Genomic DNA, 16,771 nt, shown 5'->3' on the forward strand with positions numbered 1-16,771 from the left:
GTGAGTTAACTAGGGGCCGTCCGCCCCGTCAAGACGCTCCGTCAGCTCCGCCGATCGCAAGAGGAAGGGCGACGCACCATGAGGAGATCCCCCCGCACGGTCCGGCTGCTGCTCGCCGGGCTGCTCTCCGCCGCCGGCCTCGGCGTGGCCGTACCCCCCGCCCACGCGGCCGGTGAGCAGGTCACCGCCTGGCTCACCACCACCGACGACTCCGCCGGCCGGCACGTCGTACGCGGCCTCCAGCCGCAGACGCCGTTCGCCTTCCAGCCCGGGACGGGCGGTGGCGGCGAGAACATCACCGTCGACGAGAACACCCGGTACCAGACGTTCACCGGCGGCGGCGCGTCCTTCACGGACACCGCCGCCTGGCTGATGAACAGCAGCGGGGCGCTGTCCCCGGCGACCCGGGACGCGACCCTGCGCAAGCTGTTCTCGCCGACGGACGGCATCGGTCTGTCGTTCCTGCGCAACCCGATGGGCGCCTCCGACCTCGCCCGCTACGGCTACACCTACGACGACGTGCCGGCCGGTCAGACCGACCCGTCCCTGGCGAGGTTCTCGATCGCGCACGACCTGGCCGACGTCGTGCCGCTCACCAGGCAGGCGCTCCAGCTGAACCCCTCTCTGACTGTCATGGCCTCGCCATGGACGGCACCGGCCTGGATGAAGGACAGCGGCTCCCTCAACGGCGGCTGGCTGAAGGCCGAGGACTACGGGGCGTACGCCTCGTACTTCGTGAAGTACCTCCAGGCGTACAAGGACCAGGGCATCGACGTCCGTTACGTCACCGCACAGAACGAGCCGACCTGTTGTTCCGGCTATCCGTCGATGAGCTGGAACGCGAACGGCCTCGCCTACTTCACCAAGAGCGAGCTGCTGCCGGGGCTCCAGGCGGCGGGCCTGACCACCAAGGTGCTGGCGCACGACTGGAACTGGGACGTCTACGACTCCTACGCCGCCCAGACCGTGGACGACCCGGCCGTCCGCAACCACCCCAACTTCGGCGGCATCGCCTGGCACGGCTACGGCGGTGACGTCGGCAAGCAGACCGCCGTGCACGACCGGTACCCGGCGCTGGACGCCTTCGGCACCGAGCACTCCGGCGGCACCTGGATCGCCGACCAGCAGCGCGAGGACATGAACAACATCATCGACTACACCCGCAACTGGGCGAAGTCGGTGACCAAGTGGTCGCTGGCCGTGGACCAGAACATGGGCCCGCACAACGGCGGCTGCGGCACCTGCACCGGCCTGGTCACCGTGCACAACGGCGACGGCGCGAGCGGGACCGTGGACTACACCGTCGAGTACTACGACATGGGCCACCTGACCAAGTTCGTCCGCCCCGGCGCCCAGCGGATCGCCTCCACCGCGTCCACCGCCGTGCCCAACGTCGCCTGGCGCAACCCGGACGGCAGCAAGGCGCTGATCGCCTACAACGCCTCCTCGGCGGCGAAGACGGTCACCATCAACTGGGGCTCGCAGCACGCCACTTACGCGCTGCCCGGCAGGACCTCGGCCACCTTCACCTGGTCCGGCACCCAGTCCGGCGGCGGCGCGCGGACCGGCGCCTTCGTGGGGCTCGCGGGCAAGTGCCTCGACGTGGCGGGCGGTTCGGGCGCCAATGGTACGGCGGTGCAGCTCTACGACTGCAACGGCACCGCCGCCCAGCAGTGGACCGTCCAGGCCGACGGGTCGGTGCAGGCGCTCGGCAAGTGCCTGGACGTCACCTCCGGTTCGACCGCCGACGGGGCCAAGGTGCAGTTGTACGACTGCAACGGAACCGGTGCCCAACGGTGGTCGTACGACGCGTCCACCGGTGATGTGGTGAACACGGCGGCGGACAAGTGCCTCGACGTCACGGACAACGCGTCCGCGAACGGGACCCGGATCCAGATCTGGTCGTGCACCGGCGCCGCCAACCAGAAGTGGCAGCTGAGGTAAGGCGGAGCATGAGACGTACGGGGGCCGTGGCGGCGGGGATCGTCGGCGGGACGCTGCTGCTGAGCGGCTGCGGCGCCGTCGACCTGCCGCTCGCGGGGGTGCGGGTCGCGGCGGACGGGACACCGTACGCGGTGGTGCGGCCCTGCGGGGACGACGGCTACCAGAGTCCTTACCTGGACGGGCGGGCCCACGCCGGCGACGAGGGCCCCGTCACCAGCGGGTGGGACACGAAGAAGGAGGGGCTGCGCGGCGACGCCGACTTCCCCCTCTTCGACCCGCCCGCCCGCTGGCGGGCCCGGCACCGGGGGACCCAGCGCCTGCTCCCTGGGCACCACTACGTCCTGGGATTCGGGCACTACGCCGGCGGCGACTCCTACAACGGGACCGTGGAGTTCACCGGCGAGCAGATCGGCCGGCTGAAGCCCGGGCGGGTGTGGGCGGACGGCCGGGCGATGAGCCTCGCCGCGTTCGAGCGGCTCGCCGACGACTCGTGCTGAGCGCGGGACGGTGTGGCGTGCTGCGGATCGGCCGTCCGGGGACCAAGGTGGGGGTATGACCACACCGCAGGATCTGTTCCTCGTGAGCCTGGACGTCTCCGGCGAGCAGCCCGTCGAGCAGGGTGATCTGGCACTGGCGCTCGCCGGGGCCGAGCTGATCGACCTGCTCGGGGTGCGGGCGCTCACGCTGGACGGCGAGCGCATCGTGCCCGGGCCGGTGCTGACCACGGGTGACCGGATGCTGGACGAGGCCGGGGCGCGGCTCGTCCGCGAGGAGCCGTACGAGACGGTCGAGGACTGGCTGTGGCGGCGCGGCGAGGGGCTGGCCGTGGCCTACCGCGACGTGCTGGAGGCCGAGGGGCAGATCACCGGGAGGCGCCGGCACTGGTGGCCGGTCCGGGGCGGCGACGGCACGCCGGCCGGTACCCCGGCCGACACGCCCGCCCGGCGGCACGCGACCGACCGCTGGGAGTCCCGGGACCCGGTCCTGACCGGTCTCGCCGCCACCCTCGGCGTCCAGCCGGACCCGCCGGCCGACGCGGAGCCCGACGACCAGGCGGCGCTCACCGTGCTGCTGGCGGTCGGCGACGCGGTCACCGAGCTGGAGGCCGTCCGCGAGCGGCGCCGCATCGAGAACATCGCCTTCGACAACATCTGGCGGGCCCCCTGAACCTCCCGGCCGCCGCCGGCCGCAAGGGACCGGCCGGCCTCACAGGACCGGCCGGCCTCACAGGACCAGCCGGCCTCACAGGACCAGCCGGCCTCAGAGGATCAGCTGGCCGATGCCCAGCAGGTTGCCCTCGCTGTCGCGGAACCACGCGCCGCGCTCCCCGCTCGCGCCCTTGCTCGGGTAGTTGCCGTCGATGTCGGCGATGCCCCCACGGGTGCGCAGCCCGGGCACGTCGACCTCCTCGAAGACCACGCCCCGCCGGCGCAGCTCGGTCACGACCCCCTCGATGTCGTCCACTTCGAAGGCCATCTGGGTGAAGGTGCCGGGCGAGGCCCCCGTCGAGCGGAACACGACGAAGTCCACGCCCGCGCACCGGTACAGCAGCCCGCCGGGCCGCTCGTCCACCGGGTACAGGCCGAGCTTCTCGGCGTAGAAGCGGCGGGCCCGGTCCAGGTCCCGCGCGGGCAGCCGGGTCGCGACGCGGGCCCCGGACAGCACGTCACCAGTGTGTGAGGTCATACCTCCACTGTGGCTACTCGGCCGGCTCCACGCCCGCGCGGAGCAGGCCGTAGGTGTACGCGTCCTCCAGGGCCTGCCAGGAGGCGGCGATGACGTTCTCGGCCACGCCGACCGTGGACCACTCGCCGGAGCCGTCCGAGGTGGAGATCAGCACCCGGGTGGTGGAGGAGGTGCCGTGCTTCCCCTCCAGGATGCGGACCTTGTAGTCGACCAGGTCCAGCTTGGCGAGCTGCGGGTAGATCTTCTCCAGTGCCACGCGCAGCGCCCGGTCCAGGGCGTTGACGGGGCCGTTGCCCTCGGCGGTGGCGACGATCCGCTCGCTCTTGGCCCACAGCTTGACCGTGGCCTCGTTGGCGTGGGTGCCGTCGGGACGGTCCTCCACGATGGCCCGCCAGGACTCCACGTCGAAGTACTTCAGCGGCCGGCCCTCGACCTCGGCGCGCAGCAGCAGTTCGAAGGAGGCGTCGGCGGCTTCGTAGGTGTAGCCCTTCAGCTCGCGTTCCTTGACCCGCTCGACCACCCGGCCGACCACTTCCCGGTCGCCGCCCAGGTCGATGCCGAGTTCCTTGCCCTTCAGCTCGACGGAGGCGCGGCCGGCCATGTCGGAGACCAGCATGCGCATGGTGTTGCCGACCTGCTCGGGGTCGATGTGCTGGTACAGGTCCGGGTCGACCTTGATGGCGGAGGCGTGCAGGCCGGCCTTGTGCGCGAAGGCGGAGACGCCGACGTAGGGCTGGTGGGTGGAGGGGGTGAGGTTGACGACCTCGGCGATGGCGTGGGAGATGCGGGTCATCTCGCGCAGCCGGCCGTCGGGCAGCACCTTCTTGCCGTACTTCAGCTCCAGGGCCGCGACCACCGGGAACAGGTTGGCGTTGCCGACGCGTTCGCCGTAGCCGTTGGCGGTGCACTGGACGTGGGTGGCGCCCGCGTCGACGGCGGCCAGGGTGTTGGCGACGGCGCAGCCGGTGTCGTCCTGCGCGTGGATGCCGAGCCGGGCGCCGGTGTCGGCGAGGACGGTGGAGACGACCGCGTGGACCTGGGCGGGGAGCATGCCGCCGTTGGTGTCGCAGAGGATGACGACGTCGGCGCCGGCCTCGGAGGCGGTGCGGACGACCGCCTTGGCGTAGTCGGGGTTGGCGCGGTAGCCGTCGAAGAAGTGCTCGCAGTCCACGAAGACCCGGCGCCCCTGGTCCTTCAGGTACGACACGGTGTCGCGGACCATCTCCAGGTTCTCGTCCAGGGTGGTGCGCAGCGCCAGCTCCACGTGCCGGTCGTGCGACTTGGCGACCAGGGTGATCACCGGGGCGCCGGACTCCAGCAGCGCCCTGACCTGCGGGTCGTCGGCGGCTTTGGCGCCGGCGCGGCGGGTGGCGCCGAACGCGACCAGCTGGGCGTGCCGGAAGTCGATCTCCGCCTGGGCGCGGGCGAAGAACTCGGTGTCGCGGGGGTTGGCGCCGGGCCAGCCGCCCTCGATGAAGCCGACGCCGAAGTCGTCCAGGTGCCGGGCGATGGCGAGCTTGTCCGCGACGGTGAGGTTGATGCCCTCGCGCTGCGCGCCGTCGCGCAGCGTGGTGTCGAAGACGTGGAACGAGTCGTCCAGCTCGTTGGTTGCCGTCTCGGTCATGGTGTCAAGGCTCCTGTTGTGGATCTTCGGTCTGTACCGGAATGACCGGCTCCACCGTTCCTCCATGCTCCCTCGCGCTCCGCCTCCGGCTGAAGGTGGGCCGGAAAACGAAAAAACCCCTCGCGGGTGCGAGAGGTCTGCGCGCGGGTCGAGGACGACGGTGGCCACCCGCACCTGGTCGTACGAGGTGGTCACTGCGGACCGGCGCGCCTGCTGCCCATAATCATGGCGAACGAGAGCACGGGGGCAGTCTGGCACAGCACCGCCCCCGGCTCACCGACCGTCTCAGGATGCGGGCGTCAGGCTGGACTCCCCGGAGTCCTCGGCGGCGTTCACCCGGGCCAGATCCAGGTCCTTCGTCTCGCGCATGGTGACGTACACCACGAGGGAGACGGCGGCACAGGCGGCCACGTACCAGTAGAAGCCCGACTCGATGCCGCCCTTCTTGAACCACAGCGCGACGTATTCCGCCGTGCCGCCGAAGAGGGCGTTGGCGATGGCGTACGGCAGGGCGACGCCGAGCGCGCGCACCCCGGTCGGGAACAGCTCGGCCTTCACACAGGCGTTGATGGAGGTGTAGCCGGTGACCACGACCAGCGCGAGCAGGGCGAGGCCGAGGGCGGGCCAGTAGCCGTCGGCGTGCTTCAGCAGCGTCATGACCGGCACCGTGAGGAAGGTGGAGCCGACGGCGAAGGTGATCAGCAGCGGGCGGCGGCCGATGCGGTCGGAGAGGGCGCCCGCGAGCGGCTGGAGGCAGGCGAAGACGATCAACGCGGTGAAGGAGACGAGGGTCGCGGTCTGCTTGGACAGGCCCGCCGAGTTGGACAGGTACTTGGTGAGGTAGGTGGTGTACGTGTAGTACGCCACCGTGCCGCCCATGGTGAGGGCGACGACGAGGAACGCCTCCCGCTTGTGCTGCCACAGCGCGCGCAGCGTGCCGCGCTCCTCGGAGTGCGAGGTGTCCTCCGCGTAGACCTCGGTCTCCAGCATGTTCCGGCGCAGGTAGAAGACGACGGCCGCGCCGAGCGCGCCGACCACGAACGGGATGCGCCAGCCGTAGCTGTGCAGGGCGTCGTCGGACATGGTGCGCTGCAGGACGATCTGGAGGCCCAGGCCGACGATCTGGCCGGCCGTCATGGACACGTACTGGAAGCTGGAGGCGAAGCCGCGCCGCCGCGGGTCCGAGGCCTCGGTGAGGTAGGTGGCGCTGGCCGCGTACTCGCCGCCCACCGACAGGCCCTGCAGCAGCCGGGCGACGAGCAGCACGAGGGCGCCGCCGTAGCCGGCCACCCCGTAGGTCGGGGCGACGGCGATGAGGACCGCCGAGGCCGACATGAGGCTGACGGTCAGCGTCAGCGCCGCCTTGCGGCCCTTGCGGTCACCGACCCTGCCGAGCAGCCAGCCGCCCACGGGGCGCATGAAGAAGCCGACGGCGAAGATGCCGGCGGTGTTCATCAGCTGGGCGGTGGGGTTGCCGCTCGGGAAGAACGCGCCGGCGAAGTACGTGGCGAAGCTCGCGTACACGAACCAGTCGAACCACTCGACCATGTTGCCCGCCGAGCCGACCCAGATCTTCTTCCAGTGTTGTGGTCCCATGGGCCGTTACTGCCCGAAGACGGAGCCGACGATTCCTTCGGCTACGACGCCACCAGCGCGTCCTCGACGAACTCCCGCACGTGCCGCAGGACCTGCTCCCGGTCGGTGCCGCGCAACCCGATGGCGACGTGGATGGAGAACCCGTCGAGCAGCGCGCGCAGCCTCGCCGCGAAGCGGTCCGCGTCCACCCGCCGGAACTCCCCGCGGGAGGTGCCCTCGGCGATCAGCGCGACCAGGTCGCGGTGCCAGGCGCCCTCGATGGCGGCCTGCCGGGCGCGGGCGTCGTCGTCGGCGTTCTGCGAGCGGTTCCAGACCTCCAGCCAGAGCGTCCAGTGCGGGTCGCGGTGCCCGTCGGGGACGTACAGGTCGACGTAGGCGGACAGACGCTCACGGGCGGTTCCCGGCGCCGCGAGGAGGCGGCCCCGCTCCGCGCCCAGCCGGCCCTCGCTCCACTCCAGGGCCTGCAGCAGCAGCTCGTCCTTGGAGCGGAAGTAGTACAGGAGATGGCCGCTGCTCATGCCGACCTCGCGGCCGAGCCCCGCCATGGTGAGCTTCTCCAGGCCGCGCTCGGCGATCATGTCCATGGCGGCGGCGAGGACCTCCTCGCGCGGCGGCGCGTTCCTGCGCGCCCGGCCCGCACCGGCCATCTGCTGCTCCTGTACGTGTCGGATACGTGTCAGACCTTCGGCTGCTGTTGCGTGATGCAGTGGATACCGCCTCCGCCCGCGAAGATCGTACGCGCGTCCACCAGGGTCACGGTCCGCTCCGGGAACAGGCGGCGGAAGATACCGGCGGCGATCTCGTCGCGCGGGTCCTCGAAGCCGCACAGGACCAGGCCGCCGTTGCAGAGGTAGTGGTTGATGTAGGAGTAGTCGGCCCAGTGGCCGTCGGCCTCCAGGACGGTGGGCGCGGGTACCTCCACGACCTCCAGGCGGCGGCCCCGGGCGTCGGTCGCCGACCTCAGCAGGCCGATGACCTCCCGGGTGACCTCGTGGTCGGGGTGCGCCGGGTCCGGCTGGTGGTGGGCGACGACGACACCCGGGCGGGCGAAGGCGGCGACGATGTCGACGTGGCCGAGGGTGCCGAAGCCGTGGGGAGGGTAGTCGCCGGTCAGGCCGCGCGGCAGCCAGATCGCCTTCTCCGTGCCGAGCTGGGCGTGGATCTCCGCCTCGACCTCCGCCTTCGTCCAGTGCGGGTTGCGCTCGGGGCCCAGCTGCACGGTCTCGGTGAGCAGCACGGTGCCCTCGCCGTCGACGTGGATGGCGCCGCCCTCGTTGACCAGCCGCGAGGCGTACGTCTTCGCGCCCGCGAGGTCGCCGACGTACGCGCCGATCGTGGAGTCGTGCTCCCAGCGGGCCCAGTCCTGGGCCCCCCAGCCGTTGAACGTCCAGTCGACGGCGGCCAGCCGGCCCTTGCCGTCGGTGAGGAAGGTGGGGCCGATGTCCCGCATCCAGGCGTCGTCCAGCTCCCGCTCGACGGTGTCGACGCCGGGGCCGAGGAGGGCCCGCGCCCCGGCGGACTGGCCGGGCCCGCACACGACGGTCACCGGCTCGAAGCGGCGGACCGCGCGGGCGACGGACGCCCAGGCGGTCCGGGCGGCGGCCAGGTCGTCCGGGTCGTCGAAGGTGGGGTTGGGGCCGGGCCAGGCCATCCAGGTGCGCTCGTGCGGGGTCCACTCGGCGGGCATGCGGAAGCCGTCGGCGGCAGCAGACATGGTGATCCTCACAGGAAGTACAGGCGGTTGAGGGAGACGGAGTCGGCCGGCTCGGAGCGCAGCGGGTCGCCGTCGAGGGTGACCAGGCCGGTGCGCTGGTCGACGTCGACCGCTCCGGTGCGCGAGTTCAGGCGCAGGTCGGCGGGGCCGATGCCACGGGTGCCGCGCACGGCGACCCGGCGGCGCCGGGTGGGCATCGCGTCGCCTCCCTGGTCGACGGCGGCCTGGGCGACGAACGCCACCGAGATGTCGGCCGCGGTCGCGCCGTACGCCCCGAACTGCGGGCCGAGGACGAGGGGTTCGCAGGTGTCGGTGGCCGCGTTGGGGTCGCCGACCACGCCGTAGGCGGGGAACCCGGCCTTGAGGACGAGCTGCGGCTTGGCGCCGAAGTACTCCGGGCGCCACAGCACGATGTCGGCGAGCTTGCCGGCCTCGATCGAGCCGACCTCGTGGGCGAGGCCGTGCGCGATGGCCGGGTTGATCGTCAGCTTGGCCATGTAGCGCAGGACGCGGGCGTTGTCGTCGCCGTCGCCGTCACCGTCCAGGGGACCCAGCTCGGCCTTCATCTTGGCGGCCATGGCGAAGGTGCGGCGGACCGTCTCCCCGGCCCGGCCCATGCCCTGGGCGTCGGAGGAGGTGATGCCGATCGCGCCCAGGTCGTGCAGCACGTCCTCGGCGCCCATGGTGCCGGCCCGGATCCGGTCGCGGGCCATGGCGGCGTCGCCGGGCAGGTCGGGCTTGAGGTCGTGGACGGAGACGATCATGCCGTAGTGCTCGGCGACCGCGTCCCGGCCGAAGGGCAGGGTGGGGTTGGTGGAGGAGCCGATGACGTTCGGGACGCCGGCCATCTTCAGCACGTTCGGGACGTGTCCGCCGCCGCAGCCCTCGATGTGGAAGGCGTGGATCGTGCGGCCCTCCAGGACGCGCAGGGTGTCCTCGACGGACAGGCACTCGTTCAGGCCGTCGCTGTGCAGGGCCACCTGGACGTCGTGCTCCTCGGCGACCCGGAGCGCGGTGTCCAGCGCGCGGCTGTGGGCGCCCATGTCCTCGTGCACCTTGAAGCCGCTGGCCCCGCCCTCGGCCAGGGCCTCGATCAGCGGGGCCGCGTGGGAGGAGGAACCCCGGCCGAGGAAGCCGATGTTGACCGGCCAGGCGTCGAAGGCGTTGAAGGCGTGCCGCAGCGCCCAGGGCGAGTTGACGCCGACGCCCCACACGGGGCCGAACTCCTGGCCGATGACCGTGGTCACGCCGGAGGCCAGGGAGGCCTCCATGATGCGCGGTGACAGCAGGTGGACGTGGGTGTCGACGGCGCCGGCGGTGGCGATCAGCCCCTCGCCGGAGACGATCGAGGTGCCGGTGCCGACGACGACGTCCACACCGTCGAGGGTGTCCGGGTTGCCGGCCCGTCCGATGGCGTGGATGCGGCCTTCGCGGATACCGATGGACACCTTGCGGATGCCCTGGACCGGGTCGATGACGACGACGTTGCTGATGACGACGTCACAGGTGTCGCGGACGGCGGCGGCCTTGAGGTGCAGTCCGTCGCGGGCGGTCTTGCCGAAGCCGGCGAGGAACTCGTCGCCGTACTTCTGGGCGTCGGACTCCACCCGGACGGTCAGCCCGCTGTCGCCGAGCCGGATGCGGTCGCCGGCGCGGGGGCCGTGGGTGGCGGCGTACTCGTAGTGGGTGAGACGGCGGGCTTCCGCGGGGTGTCCTCCGGGGCGGCTCATCGGTTGCCCTCCTCACGGGAGACTCCCAGGTATCCGCAGGCGGCGGCCCTGCGCAGGGCTTCCTCGCGGGCTCCGGGCGCGTCCAGCGGCCCGTCGACCAGTCCGGCGAAGCCGATCGCGATCCGGTCGCCGCCGATCGGCGTCAGTCCGACCTCGGCGCTCTCCCCCGGTCCGAAGCGCACCGAGGACCCGGCGGGCACGGCGAGCCGCATGCCGTAGGCCCGGGCGCGGTCGAAGTCGAGCCGCGGGTTGGCCTCGAAGAAGTGGAAGTGGGAGGTGACGGAGACCGGGACGGTCGCGGTGTTGGTGACGGTGAGGCGCAGGGCGGGCCCGGGCTCGGGGTGCTCGGGGCCCGGCAGCAGCGCACCGGGCCCCTCCGGGCCCGAGCCGCCGCCGATGGGGTCGGAGACGACCGCGAGCCGGGAGCCGTCGTCGAAGACGGCCTCGACCATCACCTCGGTGACGACGTCGGCGACGCCCGGCAGGACGTCCTCGGGGCCGAGCACCGAGCGGGCCGCCTCGATGGCCTCCGCGAGCCGCCTGCCGTCCCGGGCCGCCTCGCAGACGGTGTCCGCGATCAGCGCGGTGGCCTCGGGCACGTTCAGCCTCAGGCCGCGCGCCCGGCGGGCACGGGCCAGCTCGGCGGCTCCGAAGAGCAGCAGCCGGTCACGTTCCGTGGGAGTGAGTCTCACGACCCGGCACCTCCTTGCCTCCAGCAGATTAGAGCACCACTCTAAACACAGATTTCACGGAACAGAAGCATTGACCGAGAGCCGGGCCACACGTCACATTGAACGTCGCTCTAAACCAGTGAGGCGGCCGTCGAAGGAGACCAGCCATGCCGATTGAACAGCGCGGTGTCGACACCATCCCGGACGGGGAACGGACCAGCGGGCCACGCGACCTCGTGTCGATCCTGCTCGGCTCCAACCTCTGCCTCGGGGTGATCGTCTTCGGCTGGCTGCCGGCGTCCTTCGGGCTCGGCTGGTGGGCGTCGGTGAGCGCGATCGCGGCGGGCACGGTGATCGGCACGCTGTTCACGGCCCCCCTGGCGCTGGTCTCCCTGCGCACCGCGACCAACCTGTCCACCTCCTCCGGCGCCCACTTCGGCGTGCGCGGCCGGCTCGTCGGCTCGGTGGTCGGACTGCTGCTGGCGCTCGGCTACACCGCCCTGACGGTGTGGATCGGCGGCGACGTCATGCTGATGGTCCTCGGCCGGCTCTTCGGGGTGCCGGCGGACGGGGTGTCGTACGCCCTCGTCTACGCGGTGCTCGCCGCGGCGACCGTCGCGGGCGCGGTCTACGGCTACCGGGTCCTGCTCGCCATGTCCCGGATACTGGCCGTCGGCATGACGGCCCTGCTGCTGCTCGGCGTCCTCGCCTACGGGCCGCACTTCACCACCGCCGCCCTGCCGGACGCGGGCGGCTACCTGCTGGGCTCCTTCTGGCCCACCTGGTTCCTCGCGGCGGTGGCGGCGGGCCTGTCCGGCCCCATCGCCTTCATCACGCTGCTCGGCGACTACACCCGCTACATCTCCCCGGCCCGCCACTCCTCGCGCCGGGTGCTGCACGCCACCTGGCTCGGCCTGGTCCTCGGCCTGCTGGTCCCCCAGCTCTTCGGCACCTTCACGGCGTACGCGGCCCGCGCGGCCACCGACTACGCGGGCCCGCTGGTCGCCGCCTCCCCCACCTGGTACCTGGTGCCGCTGCTGCTGTCGGCGTCGGCCGGCTCGGTCGGCAACGCGGGTCTGATGCTGTACTCCATGGGCCTGGACCTCGACGCCATCCTGCCCCGCGCCTCCCGCGCCCGCGCCACCTGCACCGTGGCGGTCGTGGCCACGGCCTGCGTCTTCGCCGGCCACTACGCCTGGGACGCGCAGTCCGCGATGACGTCCTTCGTGCTGCTGCTCACCGCCCTCGGCACGCCCTGGGCGGTCATCACCCTCATCGGCTTCGCCCGCTGCCGCGGGGTGTACGACCCCGACGCCCTCCAGGTCTTCAACCGCCGCTCGCGGGGCGGGACCTACTGGTACCGGGCGGGCTGGAACCCGCGGGCCACCGCGTCCTGGGCGCTGGGCGCGCTGGCCGGCCTGCTGGCGGTGTCCCTGCCGTCGTACGAGGGCCCGCTGCTGGCCTGGACGGGCGGGGTGGACTGCAGCTTCCTGCTGTCGGGCGCGGTCGGCGGGGCGGCCTACCTGCTGCTGGAGCGCCCGGAAGGGGCGCGGGGAACCACGCGACAGGCCACGGCGGACGCTCGGGCGGCCGACCGCCTGTCACGCGGTTCCCGCTGAGCCGTCAGGCGATGCGGTGCATCCAGTCGTGCTTGTCCTCGGCCGTGCCCCGCTGGAGGTCGAGCAGCGCCTGACGCAGCCGCAGCGTGACCTCACCCGGCTCCCCGCCGCTCTGCCGCCACTCGCCGCCGGCCCGCTTGACGGTGCCGACCGGGGTGATCACGGCCGCGGTGCCGCAGGCGAAGACCTCGGTGAGGGTGCCGTTCTCGGAGTCGCGCTGCCACTGGTCGACGGAGACGCGGCCCTCCTCGGACTCGTACCCCAGGTCACGGGCGACGGCCAGCAGGGAGTCGCGGGTGACGCCCTCCAGGATGGAGCCGGTCAGCGTGGGGGTGATGATCTTGTCGCCGTACACGAAGTACAGGTTCATCCCGCCCAGCTCCTCGACCCACGTGTGCTCGACCGCGTCGAGGTAGCAGACCTGGTCGCAGCCCTTGGCGGCGGCCTCGGCCTGGGCGAGCAGGGAAGCGGCGTAGTTGCCGCCGGTCTTGGCGTCGCCCATGCCGCCGGGGACGGCGCGGACGCGGTCCTCGGAGACCCAGATGGAGACCGGCTTGACGCCGCCCGGGAAGTAGGCGCCGGCCGGGGAGGCGATGACGATGAACAGGTACTCGTTGGCGGGCTTGACGCCGAGGCCGACCTCGGTGCCGATCATGAACGGGCGCAGGTACAGCGACTCCTCGCCGCCGTGCGCGGGCACCCAGTCGACGTCCTGGCGGACCAGGGCGTCACAGGCCTCGATGAAGGTCTCGACCGGCAGCTCGGGCATGGCGAGGCGGCGGGCGGAACGCTGGAAACGCTTGGCGTTCTGGTCCGGGCGGAACATGGCCACCGAGCCGTCGGGCTGACGGTAGGCCTTCAGGCCCTCGAAGATCTCCTGGGCGTAGTGCAGGACGTTGGTGGCCGGATCGAGGGGGATCGGCGCGTACGGGACGAGCTGGCCGTCGTGCCAGCCCCGGCCCTCCGTCCACTTGATCGTCACCATGTGGTCGGTGAAGTGGCGGCCGAACCCGGGGTTGGCCAGGATCGCCTCGCGCTCTGCGGCGGCGAGCGGGCTGGCGGAGGGCTTGAGCTCGATCGTGGGCGTCGTCATGTGTTGTCCTTCACCGGTTGTAGTGACGGGCCGCGCTCACGCCTGTACTGCTGGTCGCCAGTGCTAGGACGTCCGAGCATTCCCTCATACCGCGGCTCCGCGTTCGATTATCGCGCGGGGGCGGTGGCGGACGGAATCGGGGTGAAGCGGCCCAGGGGTTGATGGTGGCACCCGGCGAGGCACAGGAAAAGCCGCCGGGTGCGGTCGCGACCCGGCGGCTGGAGGTGAGCGCGGCGGGTCAGCCGGCTACGCGTACGGCGAGCGCGTCGCCGATCCCGGAGGTGGAGCGGGCCGGCTTCCCGGCACGCTCGGTGAGGTCGGCGGCGACCGCCGCGTCGATGCGGTCGGCCTCCTCGTCGTAGCCGAGGTGGCGCAGGAGCAGGGCGACGGACAGGACCGTGGCGGTCGGGTCGGCCTTGCCCTGGCCGGCGATGTCGGGCGCGGAACCGTGGACCGGCTCGAACATCGAGGGGAACTCGCGGGAGGGGTTGATGTTCCCGCTCGCGGCGACGCCGATGCCGCCGGAGACGGCCGCGGCGAGGTCGGTGATGATGTCGCCGAAGAGGTTGTCGGTGACGATGACGTCGAAGCGGGCCGGGTCGGTGACCAGGTAGATGGTGGCCGCGTCGACGTGGATGTAGTCGGTGGTGACCTCGGGGTACTCCTGGGCCACCTTGTCGAAGACGTTCGTCCACAGGTGTCCGGCGAAGCTCAGCACGTTGTTCTTGTGGACCAGCGTGAGCTTCTTGCGCGGGCGGGCCTGAGCGCGCTCGAAGGCGTCGCGGACCACGCGCTCGACACCGAAGGCGGTGTTGACGGACACCTCGGTGGCGACCTCGTGCGGGGTGCCCTTGCGGATGGTGCCGCCGTTGCCGGTGTACGGGCCCTCGGTGCCCTCGCGGACCACGACGAAGTCGATCTCCGGCTGGCCGGCGAGCGGGGTGGCGACGCCGGGCAGGAGCTTCGACGGGCGCAGGTTGACGTGGTGGTCGAAGGCGAAGCGGAGCTTGAGCAGGAAGCCGCGCTCCAGGACGCCGGACGGCACCGACGGGTCGCCGATCGCGCCGAGCAGGATGGCGTCATGCTGCTTGAGCTGCGCCAGGTCGGCGTCGGTGAGGGTCTCTCCGGTCGCGTGGTAGCGCCGGGCGCCGAAGTCGTATTCCTTGGTCTCCAGCTTCACATCCTGCGGCAGGACGGCGGAGAGGACCTTGAGACCCTCGGCCACGACCTCCTGGCCGATGCCGTCACCGGGGATCACTGCGAGATTGATGCTGCGAGACATGCGGGCACCCTACTCCTCGTCCCATCCGCTGACACACCCTGTCCGCCATGCGGACACCCGGACGGGTTGCGGAGGTCATCCCGTCGGCCGCTGTTCACCCTTGCGCGGCAGGGAAGTTGGCGTCCGGTGGAAGGTTCCCGGACATGGACACCCCTGACGTCGGCATCCCCCGCCCGCTCGCCGGGCGACTGACCATGGCCGAGCAGTACGAGTACCTGCGCACCCGTGTGCTCCCGCGCCGCACGCTGGTGACGGCGGCCGCGGTGGCGGGCGGCCTGCCGACCGGGTGCGGCGCCGCGTCCGCCGGGAAGCCGGGGCCGGCCGCCTCCGGGGTGCCGGGCTGGGCGGCGCGCCCGTTCGGCCGCCACCTCGCCCTCGGCGCCGATCCACGGAGCGGGATGCGGATCTCCTGGCAGGTGCCCTCGGCGGTGCGGCGGCCGTACGTACGGGTCGGGCTGCGGCCCGACGACCTCGGGCACCGGATCCCGGCCGAGGTCCGCCCGCTGCGCACGCCCGGGGTGGCGGGGGTGCGGCCGGCACTGGAGCAGTACTACGTGCACGCGTCCGTGGCCGGCCTCGCGCCCGGCACGACGTACCACTACGGCGTCGGCCACGACGGCTGGGACCCCACCGCCCCCGCCCACCGCGCCGCCGTCGCCTCCTTCCGCACGGCGCCCGCGCGCCCGGAACGGTTCGTGTTCACGGCCTTCGGCGACCAGGGCGTGAGCCGGGCGGCGGACGCCAACGACCGTCTGCTGCTGCGCCAGGAGCCCGCGTTCCACCTGCACGCGGGCGACATCTGCTACGCGGACGTGAGCGGGACGGGCCGCACGACGGACGGCTACGACCCCGCCTCCTGGGACCTGTTCCTGCGGCAGAACGAGCCGGTCGCGCGGTCCGTGCCGTGGATGGTGACGACCGGGAACCACGACATGGAGGCCTGGTACTCGGCGGACGGCTACGGCGGCCAGCTGGCCCGGTTCGCCCTGCCGGAGACCGGCTTCGACCCGCGCGGCACGCCGGGCGCCTACACCTTCCGCTACGGCAACGCCGGCTTCGTCGCGCTGGACGCCAACGACGTGTCGTACGAGATCCCCGCCAACCTCGGCAACAGCGGTGGCCGGCAGACGGCCTGGCTGGACCGGACGCTGCGCCGGCTGCGCGCGAGCGCGGACGTCGACTTCGTGGTGGTCTTCTTCCACCACTGCGCCTACTCCACCTCCCGGCACGCCTCGGACGGGGGCGTGCGCCGGGAGTGGCTGCCGCTGTTCGCGGAGCACCGGGTGGACCTGGTGATCAACGGGCACAACCACGTGTACGAGCGCACGGACGCGATCAGGGGCGGACGGGTCGGCCGGGCGGTGCCGGTCGGCGGCTCCACCGACCCCGCCCGGGACGGCACGGTGTACGTCACGGCGGGTGGCGGCGGCCGTGACCTGTACGGCTTCCCCACGGGCGTGAGGGACAGCTACGAGGGTCACGTCACCCGGCACGAGGCCGTGCGGACCTTCGCCTGGACGAAGGGCGGGGGCCGCGCGCCGGAGACGGCGGAGTGGTCGCGGGTGCGCTACACCGGCTTCTCGCTGCTGTCGGTGGAGGTCCGGGCGGGCACCGCACCGCGGCTCGCGGTGTCGGCACTGGCGCAGGACGGGCGGCGGATCGACCACTTCGAGGTGCGGCGCGGCGGGTGAGGGCCGCGGGGAAACCCAAAAAGGGGGGGTCCCCGATGGGGGGTGCGGCCGAAGGCCAAACCCACGGACAAGGGGGCCGCCACCGTCCCCGCAGTCCAAAAAACACCAGAGCAAAACAGAG

Annotated in this window: 14 protein-coding genes; 5 read left to right on the plus strand and 9 right to left on the minus strand. The window is 72.2% G+C overall.

The genetic code is table 11. From position 1 onward, the window contains the following. The first annotated feature begins 78 nt into the window (after positions 1 to 78). The 3 genes from ACZ4VF_RS32905 to ACZ4VF_RS32915 are packed head-to-tail and all read left to right on the plus strand — an operon-like array spanning position 79 to position 3,111. Positions 79 to 1,944, plus strand: coding sequence for a ricin-type beta-trefoil lectin domain protein (locus tag ACZ4VF_RS32905; protein WP_467930579.1), 1,866 nt, complete (start codon positions 79 to 81; stop codon positions 1,942 to 1,944). Between the two features lie 8 nt (positions 1,945 to 1,952). Further along, positions 1,953 to 2,441, plus strand: a complete 489-nt coding sequence (locus ACZ4VF_RS32910; protein WP_467930580.1) for a hypothetical protein — start codon at positions 1,953 to 1,955, stop codon at positions 2,439 to 2,441. A gap of 55 nt (positions 2,442 to 2,496) precedes the next feature. Further along, positions 2,497 to 3,111 (plus strand): GPP34 family phosphoprotein, encoded by a 615-nt coding sequence (locus tag ACZ4VF_RS32915; RefSeq protein ID WP_467930581.1) that lies wholly within the window; start codon positions 2,497 to 2,499, stop codon positions 3,109 to 3,111. A 93-nt stretch (positions 3,112 to 3,204) separates the two neighbouring features. Here the strand turns inward: ACZ4VF_RS32915 and ACZ4VF_RS32920 are convergent, their stop codons facing one another. From ACZ4VF_RS32920 to ureA, 7 genes are all read right to left on the minus strand, one after another. Then, positions 3,205 to 3,630, minus strand: coding sequence for a VOC family protein (locus ACZ4VF_RS32920; RefSeq protein WP_467930583.1), 426 nt, complete (start codon positions 3,628 to 3,630; stop codon positions 3,205 to 3,207). 13 nt (positions 3,631 to 3,643) lie between these two features. Next, entirely contained in the window at positions 3,644 to 5,254 is a 1,611-nt protein-coding gene (gene cimA / locus ACZ4VF_RS32925; RefSeq protein WP_467930585.1) for a citramalate synthase, read from the minus strand. Positions 5,255 to 5,539: 285 nt separating this feature from the next. Then, on the minus strand, positions 5,540 to 6,850 hold the full coding sequence (locus ACZ4VF_RS32930; protein WP_467930586.1) for an MFS transporter: 1,311 nt from the start codon (positions 6,848 to 6,850) through the stop codon (positions 5,540 to 5,542). 41 nt (positions 6,851 to 6,891) lie between these two features. Beyond that, positions 6,892 to 7,497 carry a TetR/AcrR family transcriptional regulator gene (locus tag ACZ4VF_RS32935; protein ID WP_467930587.1) on the minus strand — a complete coding sequence of 202 codons (606 nt, stop codon included), beginning with the start codon at positions 7,495 to 7,497 and terminating at the stop codon, positions 6,892 to 6,894. Between the two features lie 29 nt (positions 7,498 to 7,526). Continuing rightward, positions 7,527 to 8,564: an agmatine deiminase family protein gene (locus ACZ4VF_RS32940; protein WP_467930589.1), complete on the minus strand. Its 1,038-nt coding sequence runs from the start codon at positions 8,562 to 8,564 to the stop codon at positions 7,527 to 7,529. 8 nt (positions 8,565 to 8,572) lie between these two features. Further along, positions 8,573 to 10,294: an urease subunit alpha gene (locus tag ACZ4VF_RS32945; protein WP_467930590.1), complete on the minus strand. Its 1,722-nt coding sequence runs from the start codon at positions 10,292 to 10,294 to the stop codon at positions 8,573 to 8,575. Further along, on the minus strand, positions 10,291 to 10,986 hold the full coding sequence (gene ureA / locus ACZ4VF_RS32950; RefSeq protein WP_467930591.1) for an urease subunit gamma: 696 nt from the start codon (positions 10,984 to 10,986) through the stop codon (positions 10,291 to 10,293). Before ureA ends, ACZ4VF_RS32945 begins: the two co-directional genes overlap by 4 nt. A 146-nt stretch (positions 10,987 to 11,132) precedes the next feature. Between ureA and ACZ4VF_RS32955 the strand changes: the two genes are divergently transcribed. Further along, positions 11,133 to 12,584, plus strand: a complete 1,452-nt coding sequence (locus ACZ4VF_RS32955) for a cytosine permease (protein ID WP_467930592.1) — start codon at positions 11,133 to 11,135, stop codon at positions 12,582 to 12,584. A 4-nt stretch (positions 12,585 to 12,588) separates the two neighbouring features. Here ACZ4VF_RS32955 and ACZ4VF_RS32960 read toward each other — a convergent pair whose 3' ends face one another. Together ACZ4VF_RS32960 and ACZ4VF_RS32965 are read right to left on the minus strand one after the other, a co-directional pair. Continuing rightward, on the minus strand, positions 12,589 to 13,677 hold the full coding sequence (locus ACZ4VF_RS32960) for a branched-chain amino acid aminotransferase (protein WP_467930594.1): 1,089 nt from the start codon (positions 13,675 to 13,677) through the stop codon (positions 12,589 to 12,591). Between the two features lie 238 nt (positions 13,678 to 13,915). Then, the gene (locus ACZ4VF_RS32965; protein ID WP_467930595.1) at positions 13,916 to 14,959 is read right to left on the minus strand and encodes a 3-isopropylmalate dehydrogenase; all 1,044 of its coding nucleotides are present in this window, start codon (positions 14,957 to 14,959) and stop codon (positions 13,916 to 13,918) included. 143 nt (positions 14,960 to 15,102) lie between these two features. Here ACZ4VF_RS32965 and ACZ4VF_RS32970 point away from each other — a divergent pair, with 143 nt between their 5' ends. Beyond that, positions 15,103 to 16,650 carry a purple acid phosphatase family protein gene (locus ACZ4VF_RS32970; RefSeq protein ID WP_467930596.1) on the plus strand — a complete coding sequence of 516 codons (1,548 nt, stop codon included), beginning with the start codon at positions 15,103 to 15,105 and terminating at the stop codon, positions 16,648 to 16,650. Positions 16,651 to 16,771: the final 121 nt, after the last annotated feature.

The organism is Streptomyces sp. NPDC029151 (assembly GCF_055564315.1).